Annotated in this window: 13 protein-coding genes; 5 read left to right on the top strand and 8 right to left on the bottom strand. The window is 59.9% G+C overall.

Features of this window, described 5'->3' with window-relative positions; translation table 11 throughout:
• Positions 1–163 precede the first annotated feature (163 nt).
• The 4 genes from INF37_RS10985 to INF37_RS10970 form a co-directional block, all read right to left on the bottom strand.
• Positions 164–1861 carry a [FeFe] hydrogenase, group A gene (locus tag INF37_RS10985; RefSeq protein ID WP_193538302.1) on the bottom strand — a complete coding sequence of 566 codons (1698 nt, stop codon included), beginning with the start codon at positions 1859–1861 and terminating at the stop codon, positions 164–166.
• Between the two features lie 11 nt (positions 1862–1872).
• On the bottom strand, positions 1873–3765 hold the full coding sequence (locus INF37_RS10980) for an NADH-quinone oxidoreductase subunit NuoF (protein ID WP_193538300.1): 1893 nt from the start codon (positions 3763–3765) through the stop codon (positions 1873–1875).
• A complete protein-coding gene (locus INF37_RS10975; RefSeq protein ID WP_193538335.1) occupies positions 3749–4243 on the bottom strand; it encodes an NADH-quinone oxidoreductase subunit NuoE family protein in 495 nt (164 codons plus the stop codon). The genes INF37_RS10980 and INF37_RS10975 overlap by 17 nt, the downstream gene beginning before the upstream one ends.
• A 322-nt stretch (positions 4244–4565) precedes the next feature.
• Positions 4566–5726: a MalY/PatB family protein gene (locus INF37_RS10970; protein ID WP_193538298.1), complete on the bottom strand. Its 1161-nt coding sequence runs from the start codon at positions 5724–5726 to the stop codon at positions 4566–4568.
• A 325-nt stretch (positions 5727–6051) separates the two neighbouring features.
• On the opposite strand from INF37_RS10970, the gene INF37_RS10965 reads away from it, so the two are divergent.
• The 5 genes from INF37_RS10965 to INF37_RS10945 are packed head-to-tail and all read left to right on the top strand — an operon-like array spanning position 6052 to position 12294.
• Positions 6052–6675 carry a TetR/AcrR family transcriptional regulator gene (locus INF37_RS10965; protein ID WP_101691463.1) on the top strand — a complete coding sequence of 208 codons (624 nt, stop codon included), beginning with the start codon at positions 6052–6054 and terminating at the stop codon, positions 6673–6675.
• Between the two features lie 24 nt (positions 6676–6699).
• On the top strand, positions 6700–8379 hold the full coding sequence (locus INF37_RS10960; RefSeq protein ID WP_193538296.1) for an HlyD family efflux transporter periplasmic adaptor subunit: 1680 nt from the start codon (positions 6700–6702) through the stop codon (positions 8377–8379).
• Positions 8380–8382: 3 nt separating this feature from the next.
• On the top strand, positions 8383–9159 hold the full coding sequence (locus INF37_RS10955) for an ABC transporter ATP-binding protein (protein WP_101691465.1): 777 nt from the start codon (positions 8383–8385) through the stop codon (positions 9157–9159).
• Complete coding sequence (locus tag INF37_RS10950) at positions 9156–10379, top strand: ABC transporter permease (RefSeq protein ID WP_193538294.1); 1224 nt, start codon at positions 9156–9158, stop codon at positions 10377–10379. Before INF37_RS10955 ends, INF37_RS10950 begins: the two co-directional genes overlap by 4 nt.
• Positions 10380–10416: 37 nt before the next feature.
• Entirely contained in the window at positions 10417–12294 is a 1878-nt protein-coding gene (locus INF37_RS10945) for an S-layer homology domain-containing protein (protein WP_193538292.1), read from the top strand.
• Between the two features lie 75 nt (positions 12295–12369).
• Here the strand turns inward: INF37_RS10945 and INF37_RS10940 are convergent, their stop codons facing one another.
• The 4 genes from INF37_RS10940 to INF37_RS10925 form a co-directional block, all read right to left on the bottom strand.
• On the bottom strand, positions 12370–13479 hold the full coding sequence (locus INF37_RS10940; RefSeq protein WP_193538291.1) for a PepSY domain-containing protein: 1110 nt from the start codon (positions 13477–13479) through the stop codon (positions 12370–12372).
• A 2-nt stretch (positions 13480–13481) separates the two neighbouring features.
• Positions 13482–14048 (bottom strand): RNA polymerase sigma factor, encoded by a 567-nt coding sequence (locus INF37_RS10935; RefSeq protein WP_101691591.1) that lies wholly within the window; start codon positions 14046–14048, stop codon positions 13482–13484.
• 118 nt (positions 14049–14166) lie between these two features.
• Positions 14167–15159: a PepSY domain-containing protein gene (locus INF37_RS10930; RefSeq protein WP_193538290.1), complete on the bottom strand. Its 993-nt coding sequence runs from the start codon at positions 15157–15159 to the stop codon at positions 14167–14169.
• Positions 15160–15351: 192 nt separating this feature from the next.
• A complete protein-coding gene (locus INF37_RS10925) occupies positions 15352–15765 on the bottom strand; it encodes a hypothetical protein (RefSeq protein WP_101691470.1) in 414 nt (137 codons plus the stop codon).
• Positions 15766–15793: the final 28 nt, after the last annotated feature.

The following is a 15793-nucleotide window of genomic DNA, read 5'->3' as shown; positions in this document are numbered from 1 at the left end:
CATGTTCAGGGTATGCTCCCCCCTTCTCCGGCGTTCCTGTCCGCCCCAGAGAGAAAAAACATGGTGCGCCAAACGGCGCACCATGTCAAAAAACGAATTCGCAGAGCGTTTTCTGCCGCATACAGACTTATCCACAAAATGGTGGAATACGGTTCACCCAGCCTCAGTTCTGTCCCCGGTGGACGTGGAGCATCTGGTGGACCCGATTTTTAAGGATATCGTCGTAGAGGGAGCGGATCAGGGGATTTTCCTCACTGCGTTTCATCACCGAGGCCTTGTCCGCCTTGTAGAGTCCCTGGGAGCGCAGGTCCACCTGGCCCCGGTGTCCAAAGGGCTGACCGGCACCGGCCACACAGCCGCCGGGGCAGGCCATGACCTCCACGAAGTCAAAATGCTCCTCCCCTGCCTCGATCCGCTCGATGAGCTGGTCGGCATTGCCCAGTCCGCTGACCACGGCAATGCGCAGCGTCCGCTCGCCATAGGGGACCTCACAGGTCTTGACGCCCTGCATGCCGCGCACGCCTGCGTACTCAAATTCCCGCAGGGCACGGGGGCTCTTGTCCTCGGAGAGACGGCGCAGAGCCGCCTCAGTCACACCGCCGGTGGCGCCGAAGATGACGCCGGCTCCGGAAGAGAGGAAGAAGGGCATGTCAGGAGCCTCAATGTCCAGCTCGTCAAATTCGATTCCCGCCTCTTCGATCATCTGCACCAGCTCGGTGGTGGTGAGGACATAATCCACGTCGGGGCGTCCATCCCGGATGTACTCCTCCCGGGCCGCCTCCGCCTTTTTGGCGGTACAGGGCATGATGGCCACCGAGACCGTCTTTTTCCCGTCCCTCTCATCCTCCAGGCGGTAGTGCTCCCGGAGGACCGCACCGAACATCTCCATGGGAGACTTACAGGTGGAGAGATGGGGAACCAGCTCCGGATGGGCCGTCTCGGCATACCGGACCCAGGCAGGGCAGCAGGAGGTAAAGAGCGGATACTCCTTTTCCCCCTCCTCCAGGCGCTTTTTGAGTTCACCAGCCTCTTCCATAATGGTCAGATCGGCGCCTACGGCGGTATCAAAGACCTGATCGAAGCCCATGCGGTGGAGGGCCGCGATGATCCGGCCCATCACATCTACTCCGGCGCCCAGCCGGAACTCCTCGCCCAGCGCCACACGGACGGCGGGGGCGATCTGGACTACGGTGCGCACACCGGAATCGTGGATGGCGCTCCACACCCCGTCGGCGCTGCTCTTGACGGTGATCGCGCCAGTGGGGCAGACCGCGGCGCACTGACCGCAGTCCACGCAGTTGGTCTCGGCCAGCGGGCGCTCAAAGGCGGTGGAGACCGTCATCCGGGCACCCCGGTGGGCAAAATCAATGGCGCCCACATGCTGGGTCTCATTGCACATCCGGACACAGTCGCCGCACAGGATACACTTGGAGGGGTCCCGCACAATGGCCCGGGAGGAGTTGTCCAGGGGCTTCTGCTCCTCCAGGGGGCGGAACCGAATGTCCCGCAGACCAAAGCGGCGGGCCAGCTTCTGAAGGCTGCACTTGCCGCTCTTTTCACACAGGGTGCAGTCCCGGCAGTGGGCGGAGAGCAGCAGCTCCAGGATCATGCGGCGGTGCTTGTAGAGCTTAGGGGTATGGGTGCGGATGCTCATACCCTGCTTGGGCGGGGTGGAGCAGGCGGCCACCATGCCGCCCCGCTCGTCCTCCACCATGCACATCCGGCACGCGCCGTAGATGGAGAGGTCGGAATAATAGCAGAAGGTGGGCAGCTCGATTCCCGCCTTGCGCACCAGAGTGAGAATATTGGGTTCCTGGTCAAATTCCACCCGGATCCCGTCAATAAACATATACTTAGACATCTGCATCCTCCTCAACCCCGGGATATGGCATGGAAGCTGCAGTTTTCCATGCACGCGCCGCACTTGATACACTTGCTCTGGTCGATGACATGGGGCTTCTTCACCGTACCGGAGATGGCGCCCACCGGGCAGTTGCGGCTGCACTTGGTACAGCCCTTACACAGCTCCGGGTCGATCGTGTAGGAGAGCAGCGCCTTGCACTGACCGGCCGGGCAGGTATGATCCACCACATGGGCCATGTACTCGTCCCGGAAGTATTTGAGCGTGCTCACCACCGGGCCGGCCGCCGTCTTGCCCAGACCGCACAGGGCGGTGGCAGAGATGGTATCCGCCAGCTGTTCCAGCAGATGGATGTGCTCCTCCGTGCCTCTTCCCTCCACAATGTCGTTGAGCAGCTCCAGCATCCGCTTGGTGCCCTCACGGCAGGGGACGCACTTACCGCAGGATTCGTTCTGGGTAAAGTTCATAAAGAAGCGGGCCACTTCCACCATGCAGCTCTTGTCGTTCATGACCACCAGGCCGCCGGAGCCGATCATGGCGCCCACCTTTTTCAGGGAGTCAAAGTCCAGAGGCATATCCAGGTGCTCTTCCGCGCTGTTGAAGCACAGGCAGCCGCCGGAGGGGCCGCCGATCTGCACCGCCTTGAAATTGCCGTCCTTTACACCGCCGCCGATATCAAAGATGATCTGGCGCAGGGTGGTGCCCATGGGGACCTCGATGAGTCCGGTGTTGCACACATTTCCGGTCAGGGCAAAGGCCTTGGTGCCGTGGTTCTTCTCCGGTCCGATGTTCTGATACCAGGCCGCGCCCCGGTTGAGGATGGGAGGAACGTTGCAGAAGGTCTCTACATTGTTGAGGACAGTGGGCTTTTCAAAGAGTCCCTTCTCCACCGTGCGGGGAGGCTTGACTCGGGGCATGCCGCGCTTGCCCTCAATGGACGCGGTCAGGGCACTGCCCTCGCCGCAGACAAAGGCGCCCGCGCCCTGGCTGATCTTCAGGTCAAAGGAGAAATCCGAGCCCAGAATGTGCTCACCCAGCAGGCCCAGCTCCTCCGCCTGGGCAATGGCCTTCTGAAGACGTGCCACCGCCAGCGGATATTCCGCCCGGACATAGATATAGCCGTGGTGCGCTCCGGTGGCAATACCGGCCACGATCATACCCTCAATGACCCGGTGGGGATCGCCCTCCATCATGGAGCGGTCCATGAAGGCGCCCGGGTCGCCCTCGTCGCCGTTGCAGACCACATACTTGATGTCGGACTTCTGCTCCAGCACCTGCCGCCACTTCTTTCCGGTGGGGAAGCCGCCGCCGCCCCGGCCCCGCAGGCTGGACGCGCTGATCTCTTCCACGATCTGCTCGGGCGTCATCTCAAAGAGGGCCTTCTCCAGCGCGCAGTAGCCCCCTACGGCGATGTACTCCTGGATGGACTCGGCATTGATGTGTCCGCAGTGCTCCAGCGCCACGCGGGTCTGCTGGCGGTAGAAGGGAATGTCATCCTGCCGCGCAAAGGCGTTGCCCTCAGCGTCATGGTAGATCAGCCGGTCGATGACCTCGTCCCGGAGGATGCTCTTCTCCAGGATCTCCTCACAGTCTTCCACCTTGACCTTGATGTACAAAAGACCCATGGGCTCGATGCGCAGCAGCGGGCCGCACTCACAAAAGCCGTGACAGCCGCTCTTCTTCATACCCACGGGATGCTCATGGGGACCATGGTCCAGCGTGACGGTGCAGGGGATCTCCCGCTCCTCCATGAGGGTCTTCAGGCGTTCAAACACCTGGAGGGAGCCGCCGGCCACACATCCGGTACCCGCGCAGATGAGCACCTGCTTGCGCTGGCTGCGCAGAAGGCCGGCGCAGCGCTCCCGCAGGGCAATGAGCTGTTTGCGGTTACTGATCCGTTCCATTCTGCTCCTCCTCTCTCAGCTGGGCAATGAGGGCCCGGGCCTTGTCCGGCGTCATGGCCGGATGGACCTGATCGTTGACCGTACAGGCCGGTGCCAGTCCGCAGGCCCCCAGGCAGGACACGGTCTCCACCGTGAAGAGCATGTCCGGGGTGGTGCGCCGCTCGGCGCTCAGCCCCAGCTCCTCCCGGAAGGCCTCCAGCACCGGGACCGAGTGGCGCACATGGCAGGCCGTGCCGTCACACACCTTGATGACATACTTTCCCTTGGGCTCCAGGGAAAAATTCTCATAGAAGGTCGCTACGCCATATACCCGGGCCTCGCTGAGCTTCAGGCCCCGGGCCACATAGGTGAGGGCCTCCTCGGGTAGATAGTGGTACTCCTGCTGGACCTGCTGGAGCACTCCGATCACCTGATCCTTCCGATATCCATGCGACTGCAGGATGCGGTCCAGAATCTGCTTATCTTCGGGCTTAATGATCTCCACCTGCTTTCTTCCGTTATCGTCTATCGCCTGTCTTCCTCTCGAATCCAAACGCTAAAGTTCACAAACTTCTCAACTTAAAAGATTGTAGATTATTTTACCAAGAAAGTCAATCGCAGACCGGCCCTATTTGAAAAATTCCACATAATTATGCGTTTTGAACAATTTAATTTCCAAAACGGCGAGTTTAATATTTGTTCTTTGCGCGCATGATAGTCCATCTCTCGCAGACATTTGCTGTTTTTGGTCCTTGCAGCCACAAAAAAACAGTCCGGGCGGCACAGCCAGAACTGTACCGCCCGGGTCTCAAAGCAATGATTCAACAGCCGCCTGTCCGCAGCCGATGCAGACACTCCTCCACGGTAGAGCGGGGACAGGCCAGATTGACACGCACAAAGTCTGCGCCTTCCGGTCCGAAGCTGCTCCCGTCGTTAAACGCCACTTTACACTTCTCTACCAAAAAGCGCTGCCGCTCCTCCGGCGAAAGGCCCAGGCCGGAGCAGTCCACCCAGGCCAGATAGGTCCCCTCCGGAGGCAGCACCCGCAGCTTCGGCAAACTGCGGGCCACCTCGGCGCAAAAATAATCCACATTTCCTTTCAGATAGACCAGCAGCTCATCCAGCCATGCCTCCGAGTCCCGATAGGCACCCACGACCGCCGCCTCTGCAAAGGCGTTGGGCGAGAGGGCGTGATGGCGCTCCGCCACCGAGCGATATCTCCGCCGCAGTTCCTCATTGGGGATGATGATATTGGAGGTCTGGATCCCCGCCAGATTGAAGGTCTTGCTGGGTGCTGTGCAGAGGATGGTCCTCTGGGCCATTTCGGGCAGCGCATTCCAGAACACGGTATGGGGCTGGAATACCAGGTCGCTGTGGATCTCATCGGCAATGACCATCAGATCGTGCCGCAGGCAGAACCGGCCCAGCGCTTCCAGTTCCTCCCGTGTCCAGACCCGGCCCACCGGATTGTGAGGAGAGCAGAGCATCAGCACCCGGGTCCGGGGGGTGATGCGCCGCTCCATCTCCTCAAAGTCAAAGGTATACCGCCCGTCTGAGCGCTTGAGCGGGCACCGGTTTACCACCCGTCCCCACTCCTCCACCGCCCGGTAGAAGGGGGCATATACCGGCGTGGAGATCATCACCTCGTCCCCCGGCTCCGTCACAGCCTGTACGGCGAAATTCAATGCGGAGACCACACCCGGTGCGAACACGATCCACTCCCGCTTTACCTCGCACTGGTGACGGCGGGCCATCCAGTCGATCACCGCCTCATAGTACGCTCCCGTCAGTACACTGTATCCAAAAATCCCCTGTTCCACCCGCTGCCGGAGTGCCACGAGCACCCCCGGGGGCGACGGAAAGTCCATGTCGGCAATCCACATGGGCAGGAGATCCGTTCCTCCAAAATTCTTGTCTGCCCGGTCCCATTTGACACTCCCGCTCCCTCTTCGGTCTACTGCCCGGTCAAAGATCGACTGCATAGTACACACTCCGTTTCTCCTGTGAATGTTGGTAAGGCCATTGTAGCCGCATTTTCCCCGTCCGTCAATCATCCTGCCCCGCCCGATATACCTGCCATTTTTTAATAAAATCTTCATCCTTTTTTAGTCGGGACTTAGCTTTTTCTGCGGTATCATACCACTGTCCCTTTTCTCTTGACTTTTCACCGGGTGAAAGGTGTATTCTTGTTCCGGTGAATGTTAAGATTCTTTAAACTCCGCCGCCCTTTGATTGACAGATGTCATACGGTCCTCTATGATGATATATGACAAGTTGTCATATCATGCAGGAAGGAGTGGTCGATGATTGCCCAGCAGCACCTTTTTCCGCCTGCCGCCGGAAAAGCAGGAGAAACTGCTTTGCGCCGCCCGAAAGGAGTTTGCACGGGTCCCTTTTGCCGATGCCTCCATTAACCGGATCATTCAGGAGGCCGACATCTCCCGCGGAAGCTTTTACATGTATTTTCGCGACAAGGGGGAGTTATTTTTTTATCTTCTGGATCTCTATGCCCATCAACTGGAGGCGCCCGCCCTTTCCGCGCTGCGCAGCCGGGGCGGAAACCCCTTTCCCGCCCTGCTGGATCTTTTTGACCAGCTGCAGGCCTATTACCGCCTGCCACAGCGGGACCGCGCGTTTGAAGAGGTGGTGCGCATCCTGCAGCTCAACCATCCCATGAATCCCGATCTCATTCTCCGCTCCGATCTTCCGGAGCCGCCGCTGCTCCGTCTTCTGGACCAGATCGATCCGACCTGTTTGGATTTGCGGCATGAAGAAGATCTGCGTGAGAGCTTTCATCTGCTGTGTGCCGTCACCGGTTCAGCCATCCTCTCCGGGATTCAGATGGAGGACCCCGCCCCTGCCCGGGCGCGTCTGGTCCGCATTTTTGATATTCTTCAGCGCGGCATGGTCTCCAAACCGGAGCTGCCGTAGCCACTTTAGGAAAAGGAGATACGTATGAAACAAACCCAACTCACCCAGGGCACGGCTGTGGCGGAACCCGCCGCACCCGCCAAAAAGGAACATGCCCCCAAGTTCAAACCGCCCAAGAAAAAGCGCAAATGGGTCAAGCGGCTCATTGTGCTGGTGGTCATCGTGGCCATTGTGGCTTTTCTCTTGAAAAGCTGCATGGGCGGCACACAGATGGCCATGGCCGGCAGCTATCTTCCCGAAACAGTCTCTATGCAGGACCTGACGGTCACCGTGTCGGGTACCGGTACCATCTCCCCCATCCACTCCTATAAAGTAACTACGCTGGTCCGGGGCGAGATCCTGGAGGCTCCCTTCGAAGAGGGCGACACCGTCCACAAGGGGGATGTCCTCTTCCGCATCGATGCCAGCGATGTGGAGACCTCCATTGAACAGGCCCGACTGGCCGTTCAGCAGGCCCAGCTTACGTACGACAATCTGAAAAGCAGTGCCAAGGATGCCAAGCTCACCGCAAATGCCAGCGGCATCATCTCCAAGCTCTACGTGGACGAGGGCGACAATGTGACCGCCGGACAGCAGGTGGCCGACATTCTGGACCGCTCCACCATGAAGCTCAAGGTCCCCTTCCACTCCGCGGATGCCGCCTCTCTCTCCCTGGGCCAGAGCGCCACGGTGGTCGTGGACGGCACGGCCCAGCCCATCACCGGCACGGTCACCGACATCTCTCCGCTGGAGGAGGTGGGTACCGGCGGCACCCTGACCCGCACGGTCACTATCTCGGTGACCAACCCCGGCATCATCACCGATTCCTCCACGGGAACCGCCACCGTGGGCACCCTCTCCTGTGCCGCCTCCGGTCCCTTTGAGTATGCCGCCAAAAAGACCGTGGTCGCCAAGACCAGCGGTGAACTGGCCTCTCTCCCCGTCAAAGAGGGGGACTCGGTCACCGACGGTCAGACCATCGGCTCCTTCGATGCCGACTCCATCACCACCCAGATCGAAAATGCCCGCCTGAATGTGGAGAATGCCAAGCTGACCCTGCAAAGCGCCCAGGACAGCCTGGAGAATTACACCATCACCTCCACCATCGACGGCACGGTCATCGAAAAGAATCTGGATGTAGGGGACAACATCGACGGCACCTCCACCACCTCCGGTGGAAATACGGGAACCACCGGTGTCAGCTATCCGGCTGTCATCTATGACCTGAGCGCCCTCACCTTCGACCTGCCCATCGACGAGCTGGATATCAGCAAGATCCAGGTGGGCCAGGAGGTGGAGATCACCTCCGAGGCTCTGGACGGCAAGACCTTTACCGGGCGTGTCGACAAAATCAACATCAACGGCACCACCGCCAACGGAGTCACCACCTATCCGGTCACGGTCCAGGTGGATAATCCGGAGGGGCTCTACCCCGGCATGAATGTCTCGGCCAAGATCATCGTGGAGCGCTCGGGCCAGGCCCTGTGCGTTCCCATCGACACCGTAGACCGCGCAGACGGCGGCTCCGTCAAGCTCCCCGGTCCCGACGCCGTGTACGACGAAAACGGCACCATGATCTCTCCCGGCACCATTGAGACCCGAAAGGTCACCCTGGGCCGGAACAACGACGAGTACATCGAGATCCTGGACGGCCTGCAGGAGGGCGATATTGTCCTGAAAAAGAACGAGTCCTCCAGCGCCATGGCAATGATGATGGGAGGCTAAGCCTTGGAACATCTCATCGAACTCAAGGATGTCTATAAAATCTATCAGATGGGTACCGAGACCGTCCACGCACTGGACGGCATCAACCTCACCATCGACGAGGGAGAGTTCGTGGCCATCGTCGGTCAGTCCGGTTCCGGCAAATCCACGGCCATGAATATCATCGGCTGTCTGGATGTGCCAACCTCCGGGACCTATCATCTGGGCGGCGTGGACGTATCGACCATGGACGACGACCAGCAGGCTGAGATCCGCAACAAGATGCTTGGCTTCATCTTTCAGCAGTACAATCTGATCCCCAAGCTCAATGTGCAGGAAAACGTGGAGCTCCCCCTGCTCTACGCCGGTATCCCGGCCGACGAGCGGCATGAGCGGGCCATCCGCTCCCTGGAGCGGGTTGGGCTGGCCGACAAGCGCAAAAACCTCCCCAATCAGCTCTCCGGCGGACAGCAGCAGCGTGTCTCCATCGCCCGGGCTCTGGCGGGGAATCCCTCGGTGATCCTGGCCGACGAGCCCACCGGCGCCCTGGATTCCCGTACCGGCCGGGAGGTCCTGGGGTTTCTCCGCAAGCTCAATGAAGAGGGGGACACGGTGGTCCTCATCACCCACGATAACTCCATCGCCGTCAAGGCAAAGCGCATCGTCCGCCTTCAGGACGGACAGATCATCTACGATGGAGATGCCAGCGATCCCCGCGCGGTCGTCCAGCCCACCCTCTCCGGTGAAGAGGAGGAGGACATCCCCCCCGGTGTGTTCCACAGTGAGGAGGGGCAGGCATGAACATTTCCCAATCCTTCCGTCTGGCGGTCAAATCCCTGGCTACCAGCAAAATGCGGGCCCTGCTCACCATGCTGGGCATTATCATCGGCGTAGCCGCCGTGATCATCATTACCAGCCTGGGCAACGGCATGCAGAACTATATGAATGATCAGTTTGAGAGCATGGGCTCCAACCTGGTCCAGGTCCAGATTTACGGCCGCGGCATGGGCTCTTCCCGTACCATCGAGCCGGAAGACATGTATGCTCTGGCCGAAAAGTATCCCGATTATATCTCCGGCGTCACCCCCTACGTCACCGCCCAGGCCAAGGTGCGCCAGGGCACGGAAGAGTATGAGCGCACCAGCCTCTATGGCGTGGGCGAGTCCTTCCTGGGCGAGCAGGGCTCCACCATGCGCGGTGAGACCCTCGCCACCGGCCGCTTTCTCAAATTCGTGGATGTGGACCGGTTTCAAAACGTCTGTGTGATTGGCGCCTATCTGGCGCAAAACGCCTTCTCCGGCGATCCGCTGGGGCAGACCATCTCCATCGGCGGCATGCCCTATACGGTGGTCGGTGTGCTGGACACCGTGGCCGATCTGAGTGAGGGCAGCGGAGACGATATTATCTACATCCCCTATACCAGCGCGCTCCGGCTCAACGGCATGGCGGACGCCAACTTCTATATGTTTACCAGCACCACCCGCGACACCGCCTCCGCGGCCAAGGGCATCATCGAAAACCGCCTCTATCAGACCTTCCAGAGCTCGGACTACTATTTTGTCATGACCTCGGCCGAGATGATGGACGCCATGGACTCCATGGTCAATACCCTCATGATGATCCTGATCCTCATCGCCGCCATTTCTCTGCTGGTGGGCGGCATCGGCATTATGAACATCATGCTGGTCTCGGTCACGGAGCGCACCCGGGAGATCGGCATCCGCAAATCCCTGGGCGCCAAGGGCAAGGACATCCGCAGCCAGTTTATCATTGAAGCGGGTACCACCTCCGCCATCGGCGGGGCCATCGGTATCGTCCTGGGCATTATCATGGCCAACGTCCTGACAAACGTCATCGCGTTTGCCCTCAACACCACCAACAACGGCTTTGTTGCAGTCCCCACCATCGGCGGTATCGCCGTATCCTTTGGCGTCTCGGTGGGCATCGGTATTCTGTTTGGCTACCTCCCCGCCAACAAGGCCGCCCGCCTCAATCCCATCGACGCGCTGCGGTATGAGTAATCCCATACCCTCCCGTCGGAGAAAAAGGAGTTTTTATATGAAAAAACCGCTTCTCGCCGGACTTGTGTCCGCTGCGCTTGTGGCGGGTCTGATGCCCGCCTCCCTGGCCGCCATCCCCTCTGAGGAGGAGGCGGGCCAGGTCCTCTCCGCCCTGGACATTCTGGTGGGGGATGAAAACGGCGACCTTCACCTGGACCGCTATGTCACCCGGGCGGAGTTCACCAAAATGGTGATCGCCGCCTCTCCCTACCGGGACAGCGCCGGAGAGGCTGCCAGTGTCTCTCCCTATCCCGACGTGCCCCGAACTCACTGGGCCGCCCCCTATGTACAGGCCGCCGCATCGGCCGGGTATGTCTCGGGCTATCTGGACGGTACCTTCCACCCCTCGGCCAACATCACCCTGGCCGAGGGTGTGACCATGGTCCTGCCCCTGCTGGGCTACACCACAGAGGACTTTACCGGCGCCTATCCCGCCGGCCAGATGGCCGCCTATCACAATCTGGGCCTGGATGAGGGGGTCACCGCCACCCAAAACAGCCCCATGACCCGGGAAGACGCCCTCTATCTCTTCTACAATCTCATGACTGCCAAGACCAAACAGGGGAGCTACTATCTCAATACGCTGGAGCCCGGCCTCAACCTGGTAGATCAGAACGGTACGCTGGACCGGGTCGCTCTGGTCAACTCGGCCATGGAAGGCCCCGTGGTGGCAGAGGGCAGCTGGACCTCCAAGCTTCCCTTCTCTCTCTCCTCCGTCACCGTGTACCGGGACGGAAAGCTCGCCTCCTCTCAGGCCATCCAGCCTCTGGATGTGGTCTACTGGTCTGACTCCATGAACCAGCTCTGGGCATACAGCAAGAAGGTAACCGGTACGCTGGAGCGGGTCTCTCCCTCTGCTTCCCGTCCCATCTCGGTCACGGTAGCCGGAACTGAGTATCCTCTGGAGAGCAGCGACGCGGTCTACTCCGTCAGCGACCTGGGCCAGTTCCGTACCGGCGATGCCGTTACCCTGCTGCTGGGCCGGGACGGCGGCGTTGCCGCCATCCGTTCCTCCGGCGTTTTGGGCGAATCTTCCGATGTGGTCGGCATGGTCACCGCGGTACAGAACAGCTCCTACGTGGACGAAAACGGCGACTCCTATACCAGCTACTCCATCACTCTGGTCACCACCTCCGGCGCCACCGCTACCTATCCCACCCGGGATAAATACTGGGACGAGGGTGACCTGGTGCGGGTGACCGGAAGCGGAGACTCCATCCAGGTCAAGCGTCTCTCCAGCTCCAGTCTCTCCGGCTCCTTTAATTCCGACGCCACCAAGCTGGGGGACTATACTCTGGCCGACAATGTGGAGATCCTGGATACCTACGACGATACCACCGCCATCCGGGTCTATCCCAACCGTCTGAGCGGCGTGAAGCTCAAGAGCGACGCGGTACGCTTCTACTCCACCAATGAACAGGGCGAGATTGACCGTCTTATCCTGGAAGATGTCACCGGAGATATGCATTCCTACGGCGTACTTACCTCCGCCAAGGAGATCAACGCCGGTATGACCCTGATGGGCAACTACACCCTGGACCTGGCCGGAACCTCCATTCCTCTTGTCACCACCAATACGGTCTACGGTGTACACAAGGGAGCCTGCCAGGTCATCGGTTCCGTTCAGTCCCCCGAACGTGTCCGGAACCTGAGCGAGGTCGCGCTGGACTCGGTCTCCTCTACCACCGCCATCTCCTCTGACAATCAGAAATACCCGGTCTCTGAGCAGGTGGCCGTCTACGAGATCCGCAATGACAGCTATTACTACTCCAGCCTCTCCCGGGTGAACAACGGGGATTATACCCTCACCGGCTACTATGATAAACCGGCCGTTGATGGCGGTCAGATCCGTGTGATCCTGGCCAAGGCGAAATAATCCCTTCTCAAAAACAGACGGAGGCCCCCGGCACGATTACGTGCCGGGGGCCTCTTTTTCTCTTCCAACAGGCGGTCAGCTCTCCTGTTCATAGGACAGCACCGCTCCGCTCTGTGCGTCAATGTGATATTTATACTCTACGGCGCCGCACTGAAATTCCACCTCATAATAGACTACGCCGTTGTCTTCCTCCCGCTCGCTGCTCCAGTCCTCCACCTGGGCGGCGCTGACGCCCGCATGGGCCAATGCCGCCTCGGCCGCCTGGCGGGCATTGATGGAAGCGCTCTGTCCGTTGCGCTCCATAGCACCGCCCCCGCCGTGCAGCGGCTCCTGTTCACACTGGACCACCTGGCCGGCAGCGTTCACGACACACTCATACGCGGTGTCGGCGCTGTGGAATTCCAGCTCATAGTACATTTGCCCATCGTCCCAGTCCTGCTGTTCCTTCTCTATGACGACGTCCGCCTCGCTCAGGCCCACATAGGCCAGTGCCGCAGCCCGGGCCTGGGCCATGGTAACAGTCGTCGGAGAGGTGCTGGGCACCGCCGTCACAGCCGTCCCTGGGGAAGATGGCTGCGCAGCGGAGGGCACAGGCTGTGTGGGTTCGGGAGAGGGCAGATCCGGCTCCATATCATCCCCACTCGGAGCGGGCGGCTGTATTCCGCCGTACTCCTCCCACGCCTCCTGAAGCTCTTCCTGGGCCAGATCCAGCAGCTCCCGGTTGTAACGCCAGCTCCCGCCGTCTACCGATACCGGGGTCTCCAGTCCACCGGTCAACAGTCCCTGTCGGGCCAGCGCAGTAAACACGCTCTCCAGCGCGTCTTCCACCTCCGCGCCCTCCAGGGTCATCTGGCCCAGGACTGCGTCATCCGCTATTCCGTCCACCCGGAGGACCCGCTGAAACCGGTTGACTGCCATCTCGATCTCCGGCTCTTCTCCAATCGAGATGATGGCCGCCGTACTCATCCACAGATAAAATGCCCCTGCAAGGAACAGCAGCAGACAGGCCGCCGCAAAAATGGGCCACCGCCTGCGGCGGCGCACCGGCGAGGGGACGATGTGGTCCTCATTCAGCAGCGGAGGGACCTCCTCAGAAGAGACCTGCTCAAACACATCGGGGACGCTTCGGTCCACGGCGCGGCGCAGCAACTGTTCTACCTCACGGTCGTTCCATTCTCTTCTCATCCTCACACCTCCTCGCATTCCAGCAGCGCGGCGCGCAGCTTTCCCAGCGCCCGGTGATACCTGGACAGGACCGTGGAAAGGGGTCGCTCCAGCATTCCGGCAATCTCCCGGTGCTTGAGTCCGGATACCGCGTGGAGAAGTACGATCTCCCGCTCCTCTGCACTCAGCACACGCATGGCCTGGCGCAGGACCATGGCCTCATCGCTCCGGTCGCTCTCCGGAATGGCCAGCTCCCCTTCGGGGCAGTCCCCCATCAGCTCTTCCCGGCCGGTACGCCGCTGCTGATCCCGCACCAGATTTTTGACAATGGTAAAGACCCAGGCCATGGGTTTTCCGCCCGGCCGGTAGAGATGGGCGGCCGAACGCACTTTGAGATAGGCCTCCATCATAATATCCTGCGCATCATGGTGGTTTCGGGTCAGAGAGAGAGCGTAGGCATAGATCGCCCGATCTGTGGCGCGGTAAAAGTGCTCAAAGGCCTCCGCGTCGCCCTGCCCGATCCGCCGGAGCAGAGCCTCACAGTCGGTAGCGGCCAATCGGCGCCCCGCCTCCCACGCGCCCTCCATCATCAGAAACACGCTTCATTCCCCCTTTGCCCTAACAAAAAGGGGATGGCCGCCGGCCATCCCCCCGTTACAGCTTATGGGCTCAGTATAGCAGAGTTTCCCGATCATTTCCACATGGGATTCAATCCCGGTCCACATCCCGGCTCAGGATCGCGCCGGAATAGGCGTCGATCTCGTACTCATACTCGATACCGCCGCTGCGGAACTCCACATCATACTCCATCCGGCCGTCATCCCAGTCGGTCTGCGCCTTGGTAAAGGTGACCTGGCTGGCGCTCAGTCCCGCGTCGTTCAGCGCAATGGTCTTGGCCTTCTCCACGCCAATGGCCGTGCTGCTGCTGGTTCCGCCGCTCCAGCTCTCATGCTCCCGCTTCAGGACCGTGCCGGTGGCTGCGGCGATCTCATACTCATACTTGGTGCTGCCGGAGACAAATTCGATGTCATAGACCTTCCGGCCATCATCCCAGTCCCCCTGAGTCTTGGTAAAGGTGACCTTGCTGGCGCTCAGCCCCACATCCTCCAGAGCGATGGTCTTGGCCCGGGCCATGCCGATATAGTTGCCGTTGCCGTTCCCGTTGCCCCAGTTATCATCCCAATTATCGTTCCAGTACTGGCCGTCGCGGGAGATGATATTGCCGGTCCAGGCGCAGATCTCATAGTCATAGCTCTTCCCGTTATAGGTAAACTCCACATCGTAGACCGGGCGTCCGTCATCCCATCCGCTCTCCGCCTTGGTGAAGGTGACCTTGCTGGCGCTCAGTCCCGCATCCTCCAGGGCGATGGTCTTGGCGTTTGCCAGGGTGATGTAGGCGTCCACGTCGTCCCAGTTGCTGGCCCCATCCAGAGAAACCGTCTGGGTGCTGCTGTCCCAGTTCACATCCATGCCGACCGCCTCACCGATGGCACGCACCGGCAGATAGGTGCTGCCATTGTAGCTGATGGCGTCCTTGTCCAGATCCTGCACCTTTCCGTTGACCTTGACCGTGATGTCGGGCCGGAGCTCCGCCGTGATCTTCTGTCGGACCACCGCGGCCCCCGCCGCCATACCCAGAGCCAAAACACCTGCCATCGTCAGAGCGGCGACACTCTTCTTCCAGCGATTCTGCTTCATCATAACTGATCCTTCCCTTCTAATATAAAATCAAGTTTGTATGTGGATCTCTTTTGGTCTCTTCACCCATATAACGCACAGCTCCCTATTTTTATCGCACACTCTGAAAAAATTTTTTTATCTTTTTTTGTGAGCCCCGAAAAGATGCAAAACGGCGGGGCCGCACATGCGGTCCCGCCGTCCATATCATCCAAATTAGAAGTACTTCTGTACGCCCTCGCTGGCCAGCTCGCGGTCAGCGCTGATGGTCACGGTGAACTTGATGTTGTTCTTCTCGGAGAAGGAATTGAGCCAATCCAGGAACTCCTCCAGAGTATGATCGGTGACATCGGCATTGACGATCTTGGTCAGGCTGTCGATGAACACATGGGTAATGTCATAGTTACCGGCATACAGGCCGCTGATGAAGCCCTTCATAAACTCGAAGGTACCCATGTCGTAGTTGCTGGACTCCACCAGACGAATCTTGGAATGGATGTCATATGTCAGTTTACCGCCGCGCTCAATGCATACCACATTGCCGTGCTCGCTGTGAACGGCAGAATTAATGAGGTCGATCATCTGCTTGGTCTTACCGGTGCCCTTGACACCCATGATCACTCTCACCATAATTATCACTCCTTATTTGTCCACCGGG

The organism is Pseudoflavonifractor gallinarum (assembly GCF_014982855.1).
Classification (GTDB): Bacteria; Bacillota; Clostridia; order Oscillospirales; family Oscillospiraceae; genus Pseudoflavonifractor_A; species Pseudoflavonifractor_A gallinarum.
This window is presented reverse-complemented; position numbering and strand designations above follow the sequence as displayed.